Source organism: Sphingomonas sp. Leaf23, from assembly GCF_001421585.1.
In the GTDB taxonomy this organism is placed as follows: Bacteria; Pseudomonadota; Alphaproteobacteria; order Sphingomonadales; family Sphingomonadaceae; genus Sphingomonas.
This window is the reverse complement of sequence record NZ_LMKR01000005.1, coordinates 119,374-137,634: the sequence shown is the minus strand read 5'-3', so window position 1 is coordinate 137,634 and position 18,261 is coordinate 119,374. Positions and strand designations below refer to the sequence as shown.

22 protein-coding genes are annotated in these 18,261 nt (G+C 67.1%); 4 read left to right on the top strand and 18 right to left on the bottom strand.

The annotated features are described in order from the left end of the window. Positions 1 to 68: 68 nt before the first annotated feature. Positions 69 to 1,067: an NAD(P)H-quinone oxidoreductase gene (locus ASE67_RS15080; protein ID WP_235511934.1), complete on the bottom strand. Its 999-nt coding sequence runs from the start codon at positions 1,065 to 1,067 to the stop codon at positions 69 to 71. 63 nt (positions 1,068 to 1,130) lie between these two features. On the opposite strand from ASE67_RS15080, the gene ASE67_RS15075 reads away from it, so the two are divergent. From ASE67_RS15075 to ASE67_RS15065, 3 genes are all read left to right on the top strand, one after another. Beyond that, positions 1,131 to 1,328 carry a DUF1192 domain-containing protein gene (locus ASE67_RS15075; protein WP_055763265.1) on the top strand — a complete coding sequence of 66 codons (198 nt, stop codon included), beginning with the start codon at positions 1,131 to 1,133 and terminating at the stop codon, positions 1,326 to 1,328. Positions 1,329 to 1,437: 109 nt separating this feature from the next. Further along, complete coding sequence (clpA, locus tag ASE67_RS15070) at positions 1,438 to 3,756, top strand: ATP-dependent Clp protease ATP-binding subunit ClpA (RefSeq protein WP_055763263.1); 2,319 nt, start codon at positions 1,438 to 1,440, stop codon at positions 3,754 to 3,756. A gap of 124 nt (positions 3,757 to 3,880) precedes the next feature. Next, on the top strand, positions 3,881 to 4,786 hold the full coding sequence (locus ASE67_RS15065; protein ID WP_200922241.1) for a sensor domain-containing diguanylate cyclase: 906 nt from the start codon (positions 3,881 to 3,883) through the stop codon (positions 4,784 to 4,786). A 43-nt stretch (positions 4,787 to 4,829) separates the two neighbouring features. Here the strand turns inward: ASE67_RS15065 and pal are convergent, their stop codons facing one another. The 15 genes from pal to ASE67_RS14990 form a co-directional block, all read right to left on the bottom strand. Further along, entirely contained in the window at positions 4,830 to 5,360 is a 531-nt protein-coding gene (pal, locus tag ASE67_RS15060; RefSeq protein ID WP_055763260.1) for a peptidoglycan-associated lipoprotein Pal, read from the bottom strand. Positions 5,361 to 5,434: 74 nt separating this feature from the next. Next, entirely contained in the window at positions 5,435 to 6,742 is a 1,308-nt protein-coding gene (gene tolB / locus ASE67_RS15055; RefSeq protein ID WP_443025603.1) for a Tol-Pal system beta propeller repeat protein TolB, read from the bottom strand. 27 nt (positions 6,743 to 6,769) lie between these two features. Beyond that, positions 6,770 to 7,777 carry a hypothetical protein gene (locus ASE67_RS15050; protein WP_055763254.1) on the bottom strand — a complete coding sequence of 336 codons (1,008 nt, stop codon included), beginning with the start codon at positions 7,775 to 7,777 and terminating at the stop codon, positions 6,770 to 6,772. Between the two features lie 3 nt (positions 7,778 to 7,780). Beyond that, complete coding sequence (locus ASE67_RS15045) at positions 7,781 to 8,212, bottom strand: ExbD/TolR family protein (protein ID WP_055763252.1); 432 nt, start codon at positions 8,210 to 8,212, stop codon at positions 7,781 to 7,783. Positions 8,213 to 8,215: 3 nt separating this feature from the next. Then, a complete protein-coding gene (tolQ, locus tag ASE67_RS15040) occupies positions 8,216 to 8,905 on the bottom strand; it encodes a protein TolQ (RefSeq protein ID WP_443024642.1) in 690 nt (229 codons plus the stop codon). Further along, on the bottom strand, positions 8,905 to 9,369 hold the full coding sequence (locus tag ASE67_RS15035; RefSeq protein ID WP_055763246.1) for a YbgC/FadM family acyl-CoA thioesterase: 465 nt from the start codon (positions 9,367 to 9,369) through the stop codon (positions 8,905 to 8,907). Before ASE67_RS15035 ends, tolQ begins: the two co-directional genes overlap by 1 nt. Before the next feature lie 59 nt (positions 9,370 to 9,428). Continuing rightward, positions 9,429 to 9,767, bottom strand: a complete 339-nt coding sequence (locus tag ASE67_RS15030; protein WP_055763243.1) for a hypothetical protein — start codon at positions 9,765 to 9,767, stop codon at positions 9,429 to 9,431. Next, a complete protein-coding gene (ruvB, locus tag ASE67_RS15025) occupies positions 9,767 to 10,786 on the bottom strand; it encodes a Holliday junction branch migration DNA helicase RuvB (RefSeq protein ID WP_055763240.1) in 1,020 nt (339 codons plus the stop codon). The genes ASE67_RS15030 and ruvB overlap by 1 nt, the downstream gene beginning before the upstream one ends. A 56-nt stretch (positions 10,787 to 10,842) precedes the next feature. Then, on the bottom strand, positions 10,843 to 11,568 hold the full coding sequence (locus tag ASE67_RS15020) for a hypothetical protein (RefSeq protein WP_055763237.1): 726 nt from the start codon (positions 11,566 to 11,568) through the stop codon (positions 10,843 to 10,845). 2 nt (positions 11,569 to 11,570) lie between these two features. Next, positions 11,571 to 12,170 carry a Holliday junction branch migration protein RuvA gene (gene ruvA / locus ASE67_RS15015; RefSeq protein ID WP_055763649.1) on the bottom strand — a complete coding sequence of 200 codons (600 nt, stop codon included), beginning with the start codon at positions 12,168 to 12,170 and terminating at the stop codon, positions 11,571 to 11,573. A 60-nt stretch (positions 12,171 to 12,230) separates the two neighbouring features. After that, positions 12,231 to 12,740 carry a crossover junction endodeoxyribonuclease RuvC gene (gene ruvC / locus ASE67_RS15010; RefSeq protein WP_055763234.1) on the bottom strand — a complete coding sequence of 170 codons (510 nt, stop codon included), beginning with the start codon at positions 12,738 to 12,740 and terminating at the stop codon, positions 12,231 to 12,233. A 145-nt stretch (positions 12,741 to 12,885) separates the two neighbouring features. Further along, entirely contained in the window at positions 12,886 to 13,629 is a 744-nt protein-coding gene (locus ASE67_RS15005; RefSeq protein ID WP_055763231.1) for a YebC/PmpR family DNA-binding transcriptional regulator, read from the bottom strand. 28 nt (positions 13,630 to 13,657) lie between these two features. Then, positions 13,658 to 14,191, bottom strand: coding sequence for a DUF1003 domain-containing protein (locus tag ASE67_RS15000; protein ID WP_055763228.1), 534 nt, complete (start codon positions 14,189 to 14,191; stop codon positions 13,658 to 13,660). Between the two features lie 26 nt (positions 14,192 to 14,217). Next, positions 14,218 to 14,454 carry a DUF2312 domain-containing protein gene (locus ASE67_RS14995; RefSeq protein ID WP_055763225.1) on the bottom strand — a complete coding sequence of 79 codons (237 nt, stop codon included), beginning with the start codon at positions 14,452 to 14,454 and terminating at the stop codon, positions 14,218 to 14,220. A 73-nt stretch (positions 14,455 to 14,527) separates the two neighbouring features. Next, complete coding sequence (locus ASE67_RS14990) at positions 14,528 to 14,857, bottom strand: DUF1244 domain-containing protein (RefSeq protein WP_055763222.1); 330 nt, start codon at positions 14,855 to 14,857, stop codon at positions 14,528 to 14,530. A 71-nt stretch (positions 14,858 to 14,928) separates the two neighbouring features. Between ASE67_RS14990 and pyk the strand changes: the two genes are divergently transcribed. Further along, entirely contained in the window at positions 14,929 to 16,395 is a 1,467-nt protein-coding gene (gene pyk, locus ASE67_RS14985) for a pyruvate kinase (RefSeq protein WP_055763220.1), read from the top strand. Between the two features lie 136 nt (positions 16,396 to 16,531). On the opposite strand, the gene ASE67_RS14980 is transcribed toward pyk, so the two are convergent. Next, positions 16,532 to 17,323 carry a transglutaminase family protein gene (locus ASE67_RS14980; protein ID WP_055763217.1) on the bottom strand — a complete coding sequence of 264 codons (792 nt, stop codon included), beginning with the start codon at positions 17,321 to 17,323 and terminating at the stop codon, positions 16,532 to 16,534. Beyond that, the gene (locus ASE67_RS14975) at positions 17,323 to 18,255 is read right to left on the bottom strand and encodes an alpha-E domain-containing protein (RefSeq protein ID WP_200909323.1); all 933 of its coding nucleotides are present in this window, start codon (positions 18,253 to 18,255) and stop codon (positions 17,323 to 17,325) included. Before ASE67_RS14975 ends, ASE67_RS14980 begins: the two co-directional genes overlap by 1 nt. Between the last annotated feature and the right edge of the window lie 6 nt (positions 18,256 to 18,261).

The following is an 18,261-nucleotide window of genomic DNA, read 5'->3' as shown; positions in this document are numbered from 1 at the left end:
ACTGGATACGGGCTTAGGACAGGTCGCCGCAAAGGGCAAGCGCCGGGGTGCCTGCCCTCTTATCCCCTTTATTCCAGGGTCAGGACGATCTTGCCGACATGATCCCCGGCCTCCATCCGACGATGCGCGTCGGCGGCCTGTTCCAGTGGAAAGGTCCGGTCCATCACCGGGCGCAGCTTGCCCGATGCGACATGTGGCCAGACGGTACGCGACAATTCGTCGGCGACCATTTCCTTGAACGCCGCATCGCGCGGACGCAGCGTCGATCCGGTCAGCGTCAGGCGGCGGCGCATGATGTCCCACAGCGGCACCGTAGCGCACGCCCCGCCCTGCACCGCGATCGAGACATGGCGACCATCCTCGCCCAGGCATTTCAGGTTGCGTGGCACATAGTCGCCACCCACCATGTCGAGCACGACGCTGACGCCCTTGCCGCCGGTGATCTCTGCCACCCGCTGGACGAAGTCCTCGGTCCGGTAATTGATCGCATGCGCCGCGCCCAGATCGCGCGCGGCCTGTGCCTTCGCATCGCTGCCAACGGTGACAATGACCTCGATGCCAAAGAGCTTGCCGAGGAGGATCGCCATCGTGCCGATGCCGCTGGTGCCGCCATGGACCAGCACGCTGTCGCCCTCTGCCGCATAGCCGCGCTCGAACAGGTTGGTCCACACGGTGAAGAGCGTTTCGGGCAGCGCCGCCGCCTCGACCATCGACAGGCCATCGGGGATCGGCAGGCATTGTCCGGCCGACACCGCAACATAGTCGGCATAGCCACCGCCCGCGAGCAGCGCACACACCGGCTGGCCGATCAGGTGGCTATCGGCGTCGTCGCCGACCGCGACGACATGGCCGGCAACTTCCAGGCCGGGAATGCTCGGTGCGCCGGGCGGCGGAGCATAGCCGCCGGTGCGCTGTAGCACGTCCGGGCGATTTACTCCTGCCGCCGCGACACGGATCAGCACCTCGCCCTGCGCGGGGCGCGGAGTCGGGCGTTCGACCACGACCAGCACCTCCGGGCCACCCGGCTCCGTCGGATCGATCGCACGCATCGCCGCTGGTACGTCCATAAGCTCTTCCCCCTGTGTCCGGCGTTATTGACATCGCCAGCGGCAGGGTCAACGCTGCTGGCCATGGAACCCGACGAAAATGTTAACCATCTTCGTGGCAACCTGTTGCCCATGTTGCTCGCCGAGGATCTGGACCCGCTGTCGGTCGATGAACTGACCAGGCGTATCGCCGCGCTGGAGGGCGAGATCGCCCGGTGCCGCGCGCGGATCGACCGGGCGAACAACCACCGCGCCAGCGCCGACGCGCTGTTCCGGTCATGAGATGTTCCGCCCCGCTTGATGCCGGGCGGCGGCATACCGACATTGGTGGAGACCCGAGCGATCGGGACGCAGGGCCGGCGCGTTTTCGCCGGCCGACCGGAGTGAAATAATGCCATCCTTCGCATCCGCACTGGAATCCACGCTGCACAAGGCGCTCGAGGCCGCATCCTCGCGCCGGCACGAATATGCGACCCTCGAACATCTGCTGTTCGCGCTGACCGATGACGTCGACGCGGCAAAGGTGATGACCGGCTGCGGCGTCGACCTCGACGAACTGCGCGCGACCGTCGCCCATTATCTCGACACCGAACTCGACACGTTCAAGCTGGACGCCGCGACCGATCCGTCGCCGACCAGCAGCTTCCAGCGGGTCGTGCAGCGCGCGATCCTGCACGTGCAGTCGTCGGGCCGCGACGAAGTGAACGGCGCCAACGTGCTGGTCGCGATGTTCAGCGAGCGCGAGACCTACGCCGTCTATTTCCTGCAGCAGCAGGACATGAGCCGCCTCGATGCCGTCAGCTTCATCAGCCATGGCGTCGGCAAGGGCGGATCGACCGCGACCGAAACCCCGGCGCCCAAGGGGGCCGATGAAAAGGAAACCCCGAAAACGGCCGACAAGGGCAAGAACGAGAGCGCGCTGAAGCAATTCTGCGTCGACCTGAACGAAAAGGCGAAGACCGGAAAGGTCGATCCCCTGATCGGGCGTTCGGCCGAGGTCGACCGCACGGTGCAGATCCTGTGCCGCCGTTCGAAGAACAACCCGCTGTATGTCGGTGATCCCGGCGTCGGCAAGACCGCGATCGCGGAAGGGCTGGCGCGCAAGATCGTCGAGGGCGACGTGCCCGAAGTGCTGCTGCCCGCGGTCATCTATTCGCTCGACATGGGCGCGCTGCTCGCCGGCACCCGCTATCGCGGCGATTTCGAGGAACGGCTGAAGCAGGTCGTAACCGAGCTCGAAAAGTTGCCGCACGCGGTGCTGTTCATCGACGAAATCCACACCGTCATCGGCGCGGGTGCGACCAGCGGCGGGGCGATGGATGCGTCGAACCTGCTGAAGCCCGCGCTGTCGGGCGGCCAGATTCGCTGCATCGGCTCGACGACCTACAAGGAGTTCCGCAACCACTTCGAAAAGGATCGCGCGCTGCTGCGCCGGTTCCAAAAGATCGACGTGAACGAGCCTTCGGTCGAGGATACGATCAAGATCCTCACCGGCCTGCGCTCCGCGTTCGAGGAGCATCACAAGGTCAAGTACACCCCCGATTCGATCAAGTCGGCGGTGGAATTGTCGGCGCGCTACATCAATGACCGCAAGCTGCCGGACAAGGCGATCGACGTGATCGACGAAGTCGGCGCAATGCAGATGCTGGTGCCTGCGCCGAAGCGCAAGAAGACGATCACCGCCAAGGAGATTGAACAGGTCATCGCGACGATGGCGCGCATCCCGCCGAAGACGGTTTCGACCGACGATACGCGTGCGCTCGCCAATCTCGAACTCGACCTGAAGCGGGTGGTGTTCGGGCAGGACGACGCCATCAAGGCGCTGTCCTCGGCGATCAAGCTCAGCCGCGCGGGCCTGCGCGATCCTGACAAGCCGATCGGCAACTACCTCTTCACCGGCCCCACCGGTGTCGGCAAGACCGAGGTTGCGCGCCAGCTGGCGGAAATCATGGGCATACCGCTCCAGCGGTTCGACATGTCCGAATATATGGAGCGCCATTCGGTCAGCCGGCTGATCGGGGCCCCTCCCGGCTATGTCGGCTATGATCAGGGTGGGTTGCTGACCGATGCGATCGACCAGCAGCCGCACTGCGTGCTGCTGCTCGACGAGATCGAGAAGGCGCATCCCGACCTGTTCAACATCCTGTTGCAGGTGATGGACAACGGCAAGCTGACCGACCACCACGGCAAGACCGTCGATTTCCGCAACGTCATCCTCATCATGACGACCAATGCGGGCGCGTCGGACATGGCCAAGGAATCGATCGGTTTCGGCCAGATCGACCGCGAGGACGTGCAGGAAGAAGCGGTGCGCAAGCTCTTCACGCCTGAATTCCGCAACCGGCTCGATGCGATCGTACCGTTCGGCTATCTGCCGACCGAGGTCGTGGCGCGGGTGGTGGACAAATTCATCCTCCAGCTCGAACTGCAGCTGGCCGATCGCGGCGTCCATATCCGGCTGGACGAGCCGGCGCGGACGTGGCTCACTGAAAAGGGCTATGACAAGCTGTATGGCGCACGGCCGATGGGCCGCCTGATCCAGGACAAGATCAAGCAGCCGCTTGCCGAGGAACTGTTGTTCGGCAAGCTGGTCCATGGCGGCGAGGTCAATGTCGCGTTGAAGGACGGCGCGCTGACCTTCGAAATCACGCCTGCCGCGCCCAAGAAGCCGCGCAAGGGCGGCAAGGCGAAGGCGTCGGCCGAAGCCTGATCCGCTACGGCAAAGGGGGCTGCGACCGTCGCGGTCGCGGCCCCCTTTAATCAATATATCATGCATTACGGCATAACGGATCGGTAGGCCCCAAGCGCCGTTCCTGTCCCTTGCCGAAAGCACCATGCAGCCCGCCCATATCCAACTGATCGAGACGTTCGACCATGCTGCGGCAATGGTTGCGCTGTACGATCCGGCGGGCCGCATCCTCTTTGCCAATCCGGCCTATCGCCGGGCCTTCTTCCTCGATCCCGACGAGACGCCCGACTGGATCGAGCTGATGCGACGCAACCATGCCCATCGGCGCGGGCCGATCGTATCGCACGATGATTTCGAGGCGTGGCTGTCCTCGTCCCTGTCGCGGCGGGGCAAGGTGCCGATGCTGTCGATCGAAACCGACATGCACGACGGCAGCTGGCTGCACATCGTCGAACAGACGATGCCCGATGGGCATATCCTGTTCATCGCGCTCGACATCACCCATATGCGGCAATCGGATCGCGTGTTGCGGCAGGAGCGCGACATCGCGGTCAAGACGGCGTCGACCGATCCGCTGACCGGCATTTCCAATCGCGGGCATATCATGGCGCTGCTGGGCGACCGCATCGAGCGACGCCATGCGGAACCGCCGCACAGCACGGTGGCGGTGCTGGTCGATCTGGACCATTTCAAGCGGGTCAACGACCGATTCGGCCATGTCGGTGGGGATCGCGTGCTGCGGGAGTTCGCCCGCCTCGTCCGCGCGCACCTGCGCACCTGCGACGGGTTCGGCCGCATCGGCGGCGAGGAGTTCCTGATCCTGTTCCCCGACACCAGGATCACCAAGGCCGAGCGGGCAGTCCAGCGACTGCGGGAGCGCGTCGGCGAACAGGCGATGTTTTCGGAGGACACCGCATTCCGGATCGATTTTTCCGCCGGGCTGACCGACGTTCGACCGGGCGACACGATTTCCAGCGTCTATAGCCGCGCCGACGAAGCGCTGTATTTCGCCAAGTCCGCCGGGCGAGGCACCCTGCGGCTGGCCAGTTGATCCCCGCCCGGCCGCAGGTGGCGACCGGGCAGGCATCACGACCTTACTGGAGAACGACGGTCACCGCGCGCCGGTTCTGTGCCCAGGCCGCTTCGTCGGAGCCCAGCGCCAGCGGACGTTCCTTGCCATAGCTGATCGTCGTGATCCGCGACGGCGAAATCCCGCGCGTTGCCAGGTAGCTGCTGGCTGCGTTCGCGCGACGATCGCCCAGCGCGAGGTTGTATTCGCGCGTGCCGCGTTCGTCGGCATGTCCCTCGATCGTCACGCGGACATTGGGATAGCGCGTCAGCCACTGCGCCTGGCTGTCGAGAATTTGCCGCGCGGTGGCATCGATATCATATTGGTCGAGACCGAAGTTGATCGTGTCGCTGGCAACCGACTGCTGGAAGTCCGCGCGCGAACCCGGCACGACGCCGTTGGTGCCCGTGCCGGTCCCGCCCGTGCCACCGGTGCCGGCGTTCGGGTCGACCGTCTGGCCCGGTGCCGGCGGCAACACCGCCGGACGCTTCTTGGCACAGCCGGCAGTCGCCAGCAGGCCGATGGCGACAAACAGCGTCGCGGAAATCTTGGTCATGATAAACCTCCCTTGGTCGTTGTGCCTTCCGCTACAATGCCCCTGTAGCGGAAATGGCCCCCGTTGGTGAAAGGTCAGGGGCGCAAAGGCCCCCAGCTCGGGTCCGATCCGTCGAGCGCAGTCGGGATGCGCCGGATGTTCGAACCCGTCAGGTCGACCGACCAGATCTGCGTCTTCCCCGACCCCTGCGCACTGCGGAAGAAGGTCAGGACGCGGCCGTTGGGCGACCAACTGGGCCCTTCGTCGCCCCATGCATCGGACAACAGCTTCTCACCGCTGCCGCTGGGCGACATGATGCCGATGCGGAAGCTGCCCCCACCCTGCCGGGTAAAGGCGATCAGGTCGCCGCGCGGGCTCCATACCGGGGTCGCATAGCGTCCGCCGCCAAAGCTGATCCGCTGCTGGTTCGACCCGTCGGCGTTCATCACATAGAGTTGCTGCGATCCTGACCGGTCGCTTTCGAACACGATCTTCGACCCGTCGGGCGAATAGCTGCCGCCGGTGTCGATGCCGGGCGCGTTGGTCAGCCGCTGCGGGCTGCCGCCGCTGGCCGGCACGCGATAGATGTCGGTATTGCCCGCCTGCGCCATCGAAAACAGCACATAGCGGCCATCGGGCGAGAAGCGCGGTGCGAAGGTCAGCGACGCATTCTGCACCAGCAGCCGCTGCCGCCCGCTGTCGAGGTCAAGGACGTAGATCGCCGGCCGTTCATTGGCATAGCTCATATAGACGATCGACTGCTGGTTCGGCGCGAAACGCGGGGTCAGCACGATCGACTGGCCGTTGGTCAGGAAACGGTGGTTGGCCCCGTCCTGGTCCATGATCGCCAGCCGCTTGATCCGGTTGCCCTTCGGCCCGGTCTCACTGACATAGACGATGCGGCTGTCGAAATAGGCGCTTTCGCCCGACAGCCGGGTATAGACCGCATCGGCGCATTTATGTGCAGCGCGACGCCATTCGGCCGGGGCGACGTTGAATCCCTGCCGCGTCAATTCGGTACGGCCGAACGTGTCGTACAGATAGCAGCCGATGGTCAGCGTCCCGTTCGCCTCGGCGCGGACATAGCCCTGCACCAGCGCCTGCGCGTTGCTCCACACGGCATAGTCGGGCGCCTGCACCTGCGCCATCGCGACCGGCGGCAGGCCATCGGGGCCGGCAGGCTTGAACAGCCCCGAATTGCGCAGGTCGGTGGCGACGATCTCCGCCAGCTGCCGCCCCAGCGCATCGGTCGATCCGGCGGGCGTCGAGGCGACCTGCGGCGTCGGCATCACCGGCACCGCGATCGGCAGCGGTTCGGAAATGCCACCTTCGATATCGACCTCGACCTGCGCGAACGCCGCCGGGGCCGCGAGCAGGCTGGCGAGTACCGCGCCCAGTGCCATCGTCAGTTTACGCATACATCCCTCCGGTCAGCCGGGCAGCTTGTAGTTGATGATGATGTCTTTCCACCCGCCTTCATACAGGTCGGCGGGCAGTTCGTATGGCGCACACTGCGTCAGCGCCGCGATAGCCAGTTCGGACACGCGCTGCGCGTAGCGACGGTTTTCGTCGTCGATTCCGGTCTGGCCGCGCAGTTCGGGCTTTGCGGCGAAGGTCCCGTCCGAACGCATCTGCAACCGGATACGCGAGCGGATCTGGTTGGCGCCGGGGCCGGGGTCCGGAATCTTGTTCGCACAGGGTTGCACCTGCCGCTGGATCGCGCTGGCGAGGCCCGCGACCGACTGCGCGCTGACCGCCGTGCCGCGTGGGGCCGGGGCCTTGCCCGGTGCCGGCGTGTCGGCAATGCCCTTAAGGAAATCATTGCCCAGCCGACCACCCCGCGGACGCTGTGCCGTCGCCTGGGCATTGTCCCCCTGCCCGCGTGTCGCAGCAGGCTTCGCCGCCTGTTTCGCAGGCGCGGCGGCGGGCTTGGCCGGAGCAGCCTTGGGCGGTGCCTTGGCGACCGCCGTCGGCCGCGCAGGCGCGGGTCGTGCGGGTTGCCGCGCCGGGGCGGGCTTGGGCTCGGGTGCGGGCGCCGGTTTCGGGGCAGGCTTGGGCACCGGTTTCGGCACGGGCTTGGGTGCCGGGGCGGGCTTCGGCGCAGGCTTTGGCTCCGGTCGCGGTGCCGGCTGCGGCTTGGGCGCGGGGGCCGGCGGCGCGGGTGCGGGTTCCGGCGCAGGCTCCGGCTCGCTCACCGGTTCGCTGGGCGCGGCTTCCTCGGGCGTGCCGGTTTCCGGGGCCTGGCTGATCGCCGGTGCATCGGCCTGTTCGGGCGCGCTCTGTTCGGCTGCGACCTCTTCGGCGAAGCTGACATCCATCGGCTGGGTGATCAGCTTCTTGGGGTTCGGCGTGGCGAGAAACCCGACCGACAGCAGGCCGAACAGGACGACATGTCCCGCGACCGCTACGCCAAGCCCGATCTTCTCCGCCTTCTGCATGCCTTACTGCGCCACGCTGATCAGCGACACGCGATTGAGGCCGGCGCGGTTCAGTTCGCCCAGCACGGCATTGACCCGGCCGTAATCGAGGCTGCGGTCGGCGCGCAGCATCACCTGCCGTGGCTCGGTCGCCCCGGCACCCGCCGCCGCGATCTTTTCCAGTTCGCCGGGCAGGTTGTCGGACGACACTTCCAGGTCGTCGATGAACGTCCGCCCTTCGGCATCCATCGACAGCGTGACCGGCTGCTGCGTCTGTTCGACCGCCTTCGCACGGCTGTCGGGCAGGTTCACCGGCACGCCGGCGGTCATCAGCGGGGCGGTCACCATGAAGATGATGAGCAGCACCAGCATCACGTCGACCAGCGGCGTGACGTTGATCTCCGCCATCGGCGCGCGGCGCCCTTTTCCCTTTGCCGACGGCAGGTTGATGCCCATGGCTCAGACGCCTTCGAGCTGGCGCGACAGCGTGGCGTGGAACGCATCGGCGAAACGGTTCAGCCGCGCCTCGATCCGGTTCACGCGGTGGCTGAAACGGTTATAGGCGATGACCGCCGGGATCGCGGCGAACAGGCCGATGGCGGTCGCGAACAGTGCTTCGGCAATACCCGGCGCAACCACGGCCAGCGACGTATTCTGTTCCGACGCGATCGACGTGAACGAGCGCATGATGCCCCATACCGTGCCGAACAGGCCGACGAACGGCGCGACCGACCCAACGGTCGCCAGGATGTTCAGCCGGTCGGCCAGCGTCTCGCTCTCATCCGCGACGCTCGACGCCATCGCGGTGGCGAGGCGTTCGCGGGTGCCGTCGCGGTCGATCTGCTTCGACGCGGTCGACCGGCGCCATTCTCGCACGCCCGACGAGAAAACACGGGCGATGACGGTGTCGCGCGATCCCTGCAACCGATGGAAGGCGTCGATATCTTCGGCCTGTTCGAACTCCACCTCGAACCGGTCGATGTCGCGGCGAACCTTGCGGGCGCGCACCAGGAAGCCGACGATGATCGCCCAGGTCCAGACGCTGGCGGCCAGCAGGCCCAGCATCACCGCCTTCACCACCCAGTCGGCCTGAAGGAAGAGCGCGACCGGCGACATGGTCGCGGCGTCGGTGTTCACGAAAACGTCCATCATGCCCCTTTTTCGGTTGCGACCAGCGCGGCGAAGGTTTCGATCCACGCCGCCGGTTGGCGACGCGGCCGCCCGCCGGGGGCCACGAACGCGACCTCCACCCGTGCCGACGCCAGTAGAAGATCGTCGCGGATGACTGATTGCTGAATGTCGACCGCCGCCGCCCGGACGCGCTCGACGGTGCTGACCACGACCAGCGCATCATTCAGCCGGGCGGGCGCGCGCCAGTCGAGCTGCATCGACCGCACGGCATAGGCCCCCTCGCCCGCTTCATGCGCGGCGCGCTGGTCGATGCCGGCGACCATCAGCATGTCGCTACGCGCGCGTTCGAAAAAACGCAGGTAATTGGCGTGGTAGACGACACCCGACAGGTCGGTGTCCTCGAAATAGATCCGCAACGGAAAGCGATGCGTGCCGCCGACGAAGCGGCCGCCGGCCGGCTGGTCGGGGTCGGTCATGGCCATGGCTTTAACCATTGGCGGCGGCGGGGGAAAGGGGTGACCGGCTTAACCCCGCGTTATGGCTACGCGTCGTCGTTGCGCAGCACGGTCACATTGTCGAACCCGGCCGATCCGATCAGGCGGACGATCGCGCCGACATGGCGTGCCGCCGCCCCGCCCCGAACGGCGAGCGTCAGCGGCCGGCCGGGGTCGGGCAAGGTGCCGAGCGCCGCGACGAACGCCGGCGCGGCGTCGGGCAAGACGAACGTCGCGCTGCCGATGGTGACCGAGCAGCTGGCGTCGGCGGCGAACACCGCCTCGATCACCAGTGGCGCGACGGGCGCGGCCACCCGCCCCGCCTGTCGCGCGCCGATCGCCGCCGATGCCAGCAGATTGCCGCGCTGCTTGCCGTTTCGTTCCATCAATCGAACAACCCATCCTGCACGCCCGCGGGCGGTTCGAACCCCAGATGCTTCCACCCGCCGGCGTTCAGACAGCGGCCGCGCGCGGTGCGGGCGATCATGCCGATCTGGATCAGATACGGCTCGATCACTTCCTCGATCGTGTCGCGCGGTTCGCTGAGGCCGGCCGCCAGCGTCTCTACGCCCACCGGGCCGCCGCGATAGACGTCGGCGATCATCGTCAGATAGCGGCGATCCATCGCGTCCAGCCCCTTGGCATCGACCTCCAGCCGGCTGAGCGCGGCATCGGCGGTGCGGGCATCGACGATCTCCACACCCGCGACGTTCGCGAAGTCGCGCACGCGGCGCAGCAGTCGTCCGGCGATACGCGGCGTACCACGCGCACGGCGGGCGACTTCGGTTGCGCCGTCGGTGGCGATGCCCAGGCCCAGCAACCCGGCGGCGCGGGTCACGACGCGGGTAAGTTCATCGACCGTGTAGAATTGCAGGCGAATCGGAATGCCGAACCGGTCGCGAAGCGGTGTGGTCAGCAACCCTTGCCGCGTGGTCGCCCCGACCAGCGTGAAGCGCGGCAGGTCGATCCGCACGCTGCGCGCCGACGGCCCCTCCCCGATCATCAGGTCGAGCGCGCGGTCCTCCATCGCCGGGTACAGCACTTCCTCGACCGCCGGATTCAGGCGATGGATTTCGTCGATGAACAGGACGTCGCCGTCCTCCAGATTGGTCAGCAGCGCGGCGAGGTCGCCCGACTTGGCAATGACCGGGCCGGAGGTGGCGCGGAACCCCACGCCCATCTCGCGCGCGACGATCTGCGCCAAGGTGGTCTTGCCGAGGCCGGGAGGTCCGAAAAACAGCACATGGTCGAGCACATCGCCCCGCCCCCGCGCGGCGTCGATGAACACCCGCAAATTCTCACGCGCCGCCTGTTGCCCGACAAATTCGTCGAGCGCCTTGGGACGCAGCGCGGCGTCGACATCCTCGGGGCGGCGAAGCGGGGTGGTCATACGGTCGTCGGTCACCCGCGTTCCCTAGCTGTTCGCATGCGGGCGGTCGAGGTGCGTCGCACGATCCGCCCTCAAAACCTGACATAGCGCGGTGTCAGCACCACCTTACCCGCCGGTGAGACCGTCTGGGTCCAGCAACGCAGCAGGTCGACCTGAAAGAATTGCGGGTCGCGACAGCGCGGGATGTCCCGGACGCGCGAAAGGTCGCGGGCGCGGTAGATCACGGTGCGATAGACCGGTTGACCGGCGATCTGCTCGACGGCGCAGGCGATCGCGATATGATCGACGCCGCGCGTCACTTCGGGGGCGGTGCAGTCGCGCTCGATCGGGCGACGGCGACCATCGGCCATATCCTCGACCGCCACGCGCAGCCCTTCGCGCGGATCGTTCGGCAGATCGAGGAAATAGGGCCGGACCAGCAGGTTCGAACGGATGAAGCTGACGATATCGCCGCCATCGATATTGACCGGCCGCGCCCGCATCGCCGCGAAGCTCGGGTCGACCGATGCGATGCCGCGCCCCGTCGCGCTATAGGGTTGCGCGATACAGCGCCGGACATAGCTCCCCGGAGAACGAGGTGCCCGGCCGGGCTTCACGACCAGGATGAACAGCCCCGGACGCATGCCATCGCATTCCTCGGTCGCGATGACCCGTGCGCCCGGCGCCCGCCTGGCTGCCGCCACGCCAACCAGCGCCAGCGGATCGGCGGCGGTCTGCAGGATCAGCCATTCGTCGTCGCGGGGCGGTGGCGCCACCGCCTGCCCCGGCATGGCGGCGGCCAGCAGCAACGCGATCACGGTCAGCGCGACGCCTTGCGCAGCGCCAGCCGGACCAGTGCGTCGAGGCTGGCGCCCGCCCCCAGTTCTTCCGCCGCCTTGCCGACCGCCGTCGCCGCTTCGGCCGGCTTGAAGCCGAGGTTGAGGAGCGCCGATACCGCATCGCCCTCCACGCCATCGCCCCCCGCCGCCGGTGCCACCGCGCCAGGGCCGATGGCGATGCCGCCCACCTTGTCCTTCAATTCCATCGCGATGCGCTGCGCCAGTTTCGGGCCGACGCCGTTCGCGCGGGCGATGCTCGCCTTGTCCCCGCGCGCGATCGCGGTGCGGACTTCTTCGGGCGACAGGGTGGACAGGATGCCGAGCGCAACGCGTGCGCCCACCCCCTGCACCCCGGTCAGCAGGCGGAACCAGTCGCGCTCGTCCGCACTGGCGAAGCCGACGAGGCGGATGAAATCCTCGGCGACCAGCATCTCGGTATGGATGGTGACGCTGCCGCCGACCGGCCCCAGCGCCTGCAAGGTGCGCGACGACGCGCCGACCAGATAGCCGACGCCGTTCACGTCGATGACCGCATGGTCGATGCCGGAGACGGACAGCGTGCCTTTAAGATGGGCGATCATGATCAACTTCTCTCGATAGGCCGCATCCCCGCGCACGCAGGGAGATGATCGGGGCAGGCGTCAAGCTCCAATCCCCGTCGAACGCCGTGCCCGCGCGTGCGCGCTGGCAAGGTGATGTGCATGGGTGATCGCAACCGCCAGCGCGTCGGCCGCGTCCGGCCCGGACAGCTTCACACCAGGCAGCAGATGGCCGACCATCGCCTGAATCTGCTTCTTGTCCGCGCCGCCGGTGCCGACCACCGCCTTCTTGACGATGCTCGGGTGATATTCGCCGATCGCCAGCCCTGCGGTCGAGGCGGAGAGCAGCACGACGCCGCGCGCCTGCCCCAGCTTCAGCGTCGATTGCGCATTGCTGTTGCCCAGCACCTCCTCGACCGCCGCGCCATCGGGGCGTTCGGTGCGGATCACCTCGCCCAGCGCGCCGAACAGCAGGGCGAGGCGGCGGGGGAGCTGCATCGACGGGTCGGTGCGGATCTGGCCGTTGGCGACATGGCTGAGGCGGTTGCCGTCGGCCCGGATCATGCCCCAGCCGGTTGTGCCAAGGCCAGGATCGAGGCCGAGGATCAGCACGAAACGCTCCTCCCCCGCACGGGGAGGGGGACCAGCCGCAGGCTGGTGGAGGGGGGCATCCGCAAGCGCTGCGCTGCGGGGCACTCCCCCTCAACCACCGCTACGCGGCGGTCCCCCTCCCCGCAGGCGGGGAGGATCAAAATCGTCAACCCAGTTTCTCCATCACCTCGTCGGACACTTCGTAATTGCCCCAGACGGTCTGGACGTCGTCGTCGTCGTCCAGCGCGTCGAGCAGCTTGAACAGCGTCGCGGCGTCGTCTTCGCCGACCGACACCATCGTCTGCGGCCGCCACGCCAGCTTGGCACCCTCGGCCTCGCCCAGCACCGGCTCCAGCGCCTTGGCCACTTCGTGCAGATCGCCCTGCGCGGTCCAGATTTCGTGGCCGTCCTCACTCGACGTCACGTCCTCGGCGCCGGCTTCCAGCGCCGCCTCGAACACCTTTTCGGCGTCACCGGCCTTGGCGGGATAATTGATGAGGCCGACGCGGTCGAACCCGTGGCTGACCGATCCGGCAGTGCCGAGGTTCCCGCCATTCTTCGACACGGCGGTACGCACGTTGGTCGCGGTGCGGTTGCGATTGTCGGACAGCGCCTCGATGATGAGCGAAACCCCCGCAGGCCCAAAGCCTTCGTAGCGGATTTCCTCGTAATTCTCCATGTCGCCCTTCGACGCCTTGTCGACCGCGCGCTGGATATTGTCCTTGGGCATCGACTGCGCCTTGGCGGCGTTGATCGCCGCGCGCAGGCGCGGGTTCATGTCGGGGTCGGGCAGGCCCATCTTTGCCGCGACGGTGATTTCGCGGCTGAGCTTCGAAAACATGCCCGACCGCTTCTTATCCTGCGCACCCTTGCGGTGCATGATGTTCTTGAATTTGCTATGGCCTGCCATCGGTGCCTCTTCAGGTTACTGCCCGCTCTTAAGCGGACGGCGCACGTTGCGCCAGCGCGTCGATCTTCGCCTCCAGCGACGCCAGCCGGTCGATCACGTCGCTGTCCAGCTTGGCGTGCAGCGCGAGGATGTCGATCTCTGCGCGCAAATTGGTTTCATAGTCCAGCCGCGCGGCCAGCCGATCCTTTTCCGACTGCCGGTTCTGGCTCATCATGATGACCGGCGCCTGGATCGCGGCCAGCGTCGACAGCATCAGGTTGAGAAAGATGTAGGGGTAGGGATCGAACGCCAGCCCGAAATGCGACAGCACGTCGGAATTGAGCAGCATCCAGCCGAGCAATACCGCCGTGAAGGCGATGATGAACCCCCACGACCCGCCGACTGCCGCCACCCGATCGGCCAGCCGGTCGCCATAGGTCGACCGCGCGTCCGATTCGTCGGCGGCATCGCGGGTGACGGGGGTGCCGCGTTCGATCGCGGACAGGACATGGGCTTCCTCCTCGCCCTGCGGGTCGCCATGCCCTTTCAGCAGACGGGTCGCGATGTGGAAGACGCTGGCCATGTCCCTGCCCCCTTTACCTCCGGTGATTAGATGCCGAGCGCCTGCTTGTAGGTTTCGAGCAGCATGTCGGCTTCGTCGCGGTGATGCTTTTCCATGCGGCGCAGGCTGATGATCTTGCGCATGGTCTTCACGTCGAACCCGGTCGACTTGGCTTCGGCATAGACGTCCTTGATGTCGTCGCTGATGCCCTTCTTCTCTTCTTCCAGGCGCTCGATACGCTCGATGAGCAGGCGGAGCTGTTCCGCCGAAACATTGTCGGTCATGGGGGTCCCTCAACGATGGTCAAGAATTCGTGAACCGGCGCGCCTAGCCGATCCGCGCGCGCGCCTCAACCGATCAGCGGGGGTCGGTCGCGGCGCCGTTCCCGGCGGTATCAGCACGGTTGCGGGCGACGCTCTCCTCCATCCGCGCAATCTGTTCGGGAGCCGCGGGCAGCTGGTGCTCCGCCTTCCACTGCGCATAGGGCATGCCGTACACCGCCTCGCGCCCTTCCTCCTTCGACAGCCCCGCCGCCTCGCCCAGCCAGTCGCCGAGGCAATTGCGGCAGAAGCCGGCCAGCCCCATCAGGTCGACATTCTGCGCATCGGTGCGATGCTGCAGGTGGCGGAGCAGCCGGCGGAACGCGGCGGCCTGTGCCGCTTCGCTGATCGAATCGATTGTCGTCATGGGCGTGGTCCTAAAGGTTGATCGTTTTCGAATAAGGCTTAGAGGCAGGCGCGCAACGCCCGGAGACTATCATGACCAAGGCCATCAGCCCCCGTTCGCGCAAGGTTCGCGTCCTCGCCACGCTCGGCCCTGCGAGCAATACGTACGAAATGATCGCGAAGCTGTTCGAAGCGGGCGCCGATGCGTTCCGCGTCAACATGAGCCATGGCGACCAGCAATCCAAGGTCGCGGTGATCGAGGCGATTCGCGCGCTCGAACAGCAGTATGGCCGCCCGACGACGATCCTCGCTGATCTTCAGGGGCCGAAGCTGCGCGTCGGTCGCTTTGCCGAGGGGCGCGTGATGCTCGAAGCCGGACAGCGCTTCACGCTCGACCGGTCGAACGAGCCGGGCGACACGACCCGCGTCGAACTGCCGCACCCGGAGATTTTCGCGGCGATCGCCCGCGATGCCCGCCTGCTGCTCGACGACGGCAAGCTAGTGCTGCGCGTGCTCGACCATGACGACGACCGGATCGTGACCGAGGTCGTGGTCGGCGGCGCGCTGTCGAATTCGAAGGGGCTGAACGTTCCCGACGTCGTGCTGCCGATGGCCGCGCTGACGCCGAAGGACATTTCGGATCTGCACTTCGCGGTCGAACAGGGCGTCGACTGGATCGCGCTGTCGTTCGTGCAGCGGCCCGAGGATCTGGCCGAGGCACGCAAGCTGATCCAGGGCCGGGCGGCGCTGCTCGCCAAGATCGAGAAGCCGTCGGCCGTCGCCCGGCTGGAGGAAATCGTCGAGCAGTGCGACGGCGTGATGGTCGCGCGCGGCGACCTGGGCGTCGAGCTGCCGCCGCAGTCGGTGCCGCCGCTGCAGAAGCGCATCGTCGAAACCGCCCGTCGCCTCGGCCGTCCGGTGGTCGTCGCAACGCAGATGCTCGAATCGATGATCACCTCGCCCTCGCCGACCCGCGCCGAAGTGTCGGACGTCGCGACCGCCGTCTATGACGGGGCCGATGCGATCATGCTGTCGGCGGAAAGCGCGGCGGGCAGCTGGCCGGTCGAATCGGTCACGATGATGAACGACATCTCGCATGCCGTCGAACGCGACCCGGCGCATGGCGACCGCGTGCACTTCACCGTGCTGCGTCCCGACCCCACCACGGCCGACGCGCTGGCCGAGGCCGCCAAGAACATCGCCACCACGGTCGATGCGAAGGCGATCCTGTGCTTCACCAAGTCCGGATCGACCGCCCGCCGCATCGCGCGCGAGCGGCCCCCGGTGCCGATCATGGTGCTGACGCCGCAGATCGACACCGCGCGTCGCCTGGGCCTGCTGTGGGGCGTCCATGCCGTCCACACCCGCGACGTCGAATCGTTCGAGGAGATGGTGGCGAAGGCCAAGCGCATGGTGCTGCGCCACAACATGGCCGCGGCCGGCGACCGTGTGGTCGTCTGCGCCGGCGTGCCGTTCGGGACGCCGGGGTCGACCAACGTGCTGCACGTCGTGCAGATCGTCGGCGACGAGCTGAAGAACTATCGCGGGCAGGAAGCGTAAAGCTCCTCCCCGGCACGGGGAGGGGGACCGCCGCAAAGCGGTGGTGGAGGGGGCCGCCCCAAGCACAGCGGTCGCGGAGAAGGACAGGCCCCTCCACCAGCCTGCGGCTGGTCCCCCTCCCCGCAAGCGGGGAGGATTATTCCACCTCGCTGCCTACCCGGACATCGACGTCCAGTTCCTCGTCGCCCGCGCCCATCCGGACCCCGGCGATCGGCGCCGCACCCGCCGCGTCCAGCGCGACCGCGACCCGGATATGGTCCAGCCCCGACCGCCCGCCGGTCGCCGGATCGAATGCATACCATCCGCCCGCGACATGCGCCTCGACCCAGGCATGGGGCGCGGCAGTACGGCGTTCGTCGTCACCGGACAGGCTGTAGCCCGATACATAGCGCGCTGGCACGCCACGTGCCCGTGCCCCCGCTAGGAATATCTGTGCCAGGTCGCGCGGGCCCAGCCGCTGGTCGCCCGCCGCCTCGATCGCCGGACGGATCGTCGGCGTCGGCCGACGGTCAAGCGGCCAGCGCGCGTGGATCGCGGTGGCCAGTGCGGTCATGGCGTCGAGATCATCGCCCTGCCCCAGCCCCTCGATCACCGCATCGGCACGGGTCAGCGGCGTCACGCGGCGGAACAGCTCGGGCGGGAACGGCTCGTCCGTCCCCTCGATCGGGCCGTCATCCTCGGTCAGCAACGCCTCACCCGAAACGGTCAGCACCAGCGCGTCGACCGGCCCCTCGGCATAGAGCATGCGGGTGATGTTGCCATAACCGTCATACCCGTCGCGCAACCGCGCATCGCAATCGACATCGATGCGCCAGTTCACCACCGTCTGGTGGCTGGTGTCGCCGGGAAACAGCCGCAACAGCTGAACAATGCGCGCCTGCGGCTTGGTGAAGCGGTAGCGCGTTTCGTGATGGACCGACAGCCGCATCAGATGAAGCGGAACTGGCGGGCGATGGCGGCGTCGAGCATCGCATTCTCCCGAATGAAGGCGGTAAGATATTCGTGCAGCCCGCTGACGATCACCTCGTGTGCGCGCGTCTTCTGCATCCGCGCCAGCCGGGCACGCGCCATGCGATCCGCCTCGCCCTGAAAACCGGTGCGCTTGCCCAGCAGGTTCAGCATCTCGACCGATTCATCGACACATGCCGCCAGGCTGCGCGGCACCTCTCCGCGTGACAGCAGCAGTTCGATGACGTTGGCGGGCTTCAATCCCTCGCTATAGAGCCAGCGATAGGCGGTGACCGCTGATACGGTCTGCAGGATCGTCGTCCACTGGTCGCGGTCGATCGCGCCACCGATCCGCTCGCCCTCGGGTAGCAGCAGGTGATATTTGACGTCGATCAGCCGCGCGGTGTTGTCGGCCCGCTCGATCGCGGCGCCGAGCAGGATCAGCCACGTCGCCTCGTTCTTCATCATGCGCTGCACCGCGCCTTCGAACCCGCGCGCCTCGGCCTTGATCGCTTCGACAAGGTTGAGGATATCCTCGCCCTCCTCGCCGCGCGGGGCGTTGAAAACGATCCATGCGCGGTTGATGGCGGTCCAGGCGTCGCGGGTCAGTGCGGTGCGCACCGCCTTCGCATTGTTGCGCGCAGCGTCGAGACACCACAGGATCGACCCGGCATGGCTGCGGTCGCAGGTCAGGAAGCGTGCGACCGACCCCTGCGAGACGCTCTGGCCCGTGGCGGCGAAGCTGTCCTCGGTATAGCTGACCGCCAGCGCGCTGGCCCAGGCAGCGTCGCCCGCCGGCCGCGACGACAGCGCGTCCAGCCGGACGGTCGCCTCGACCAGCCGCGCAAGGAAGTCGGCACGTTCGACATAGCGACCCAGCCAATAGAGCGAAGCGGCGGTGCGCGACAGCATCGCCAT

Coding starts and splice junctions, on each gene's coding strand:
- ASE67_RS14980 (WP_055763217.1), bottom strand. CDS start 17,323: ATGCGGCTGTCGGTCCATCACGAAACGCGCTACCGCTTCACCAAGCCG.
- ASE67_RS15075 (WP_055763265.1), top strand. CDS start 1,131: ATGGAACCCGACGAAAATGTTAACCATCTTCGTGGCAACCTGTTGCCC.
- tolQ (WP_443024642.1), bottom strand. CDS start 8,905: ATGGACGTTTTCGTGAACACCGACGCCGCGACCATGTCGCCGGTCGCG.
- ASE67_RS15050 (WP_055763254.1), bottom strand. CDS start 7,777: ATGCAGAAGGCGGAGAAGATCGGGCTTGGCGTAGCGGTCGCGGGACAT.
- ASE67_RS15000 (WP_055763228.1), bottom strand. CDS start 14,191: ATGGCCAGCGTCTTCCACATCGCGACCCGTCTGCTGAAAGGGCATGGC.
- ASE67_RS15030 (WP_055763243.1), bottom strand. CDS start 9,767: ATGGAACGAAACGGCAAGCAGCGCGGCAATCTGCTGGCATCGGCGGCG.
- pyk (WP_055763220.1), top strand. CDS start 14,929: ATGACCAAGGCCATCAGCCCCCGTTCGCGCAAGGTTCGCGTCCTCGCC.
- ASE67_RS15035 (WP_055763246.1), bottom strand. CDS start 9,369: ATGGCCATGACCGACCCCGACCAGCCGGCCGGCGGCCGCTTCGTCGGC.
- ASE67_RS15065 (WP_200922241.1), top strand. CDS start 3,881: ATGCAGCCCGCCCATATCCAACTGATCGAGACGTTCGACCATGCTGCG.
- clpA (WP_055763263.1), top strand. CDS start 1,438: ATGCCATCCTTCGCATCCGCACTGGAATCCACGCTGCACAAGGCGCTC.
- ASE67_RS14975 (WP_200909323.1), bottom strand. CDS start 18,255: ATGCTGTCGCGCACCGCCGCTTCGCTCTATTGGCTGGGTCGCTATGTC.
- pal (WP_055763260.1), bottom strand. CDS start 5,360: ATGACCAAGATTTCCGCGACGCTGTTTGTCGCCATCGGCCTGCTGGCG.
- ASE67_RS14990 (WP_055763222.1), bottom strand. CDS start 14,857: ATGACGACAATCGATTCGATCAGCGAAGCGGCACAGGCCGCCGCGTTC.
- ASE67_RS14995 (WP_055763225.1), bottom strand. CDS start 14,454: ATGACCGACAATGTTTCGGCGGAACAGCTCCGCCTGCTCATCGAGCGT.
- ASE67_RS15080 (WP_235511934.1), bottom strand. CDS start 1,067: ATGGACGTACCAGCGGCGATGCGTGCGATCGATCCGACGGAGCCGGGT.
- ruvA (WP_055763649.1), bottom strand. CDS start 12,170: ATGATCGCCCATCTTAAAGGCACGCTGTCCGTCTCCGGCATCGACCAT.
- tolB (WP_443025603.1), bottom strand. CDS start 6,742: ATGGCACTGGGCGCGGTACTCGCCAGCCTGCTCGCGGCCCCGGCGGCG.
- ASE67_RS15005 (WP_055763231.1), bottom strand. CDS start 13,629: ATGGCAGGCCATAGCAAATTCAAGAACATCATGCACCGCAAGGGTGCG.
- ASE67_RS15045 (WP_055763252.1), bottom strand. CDS start 8,212: ATGGGCATCAACCTGCCGTCGGCAAAGGGAAAAGGGCGCCGCGCGCCG.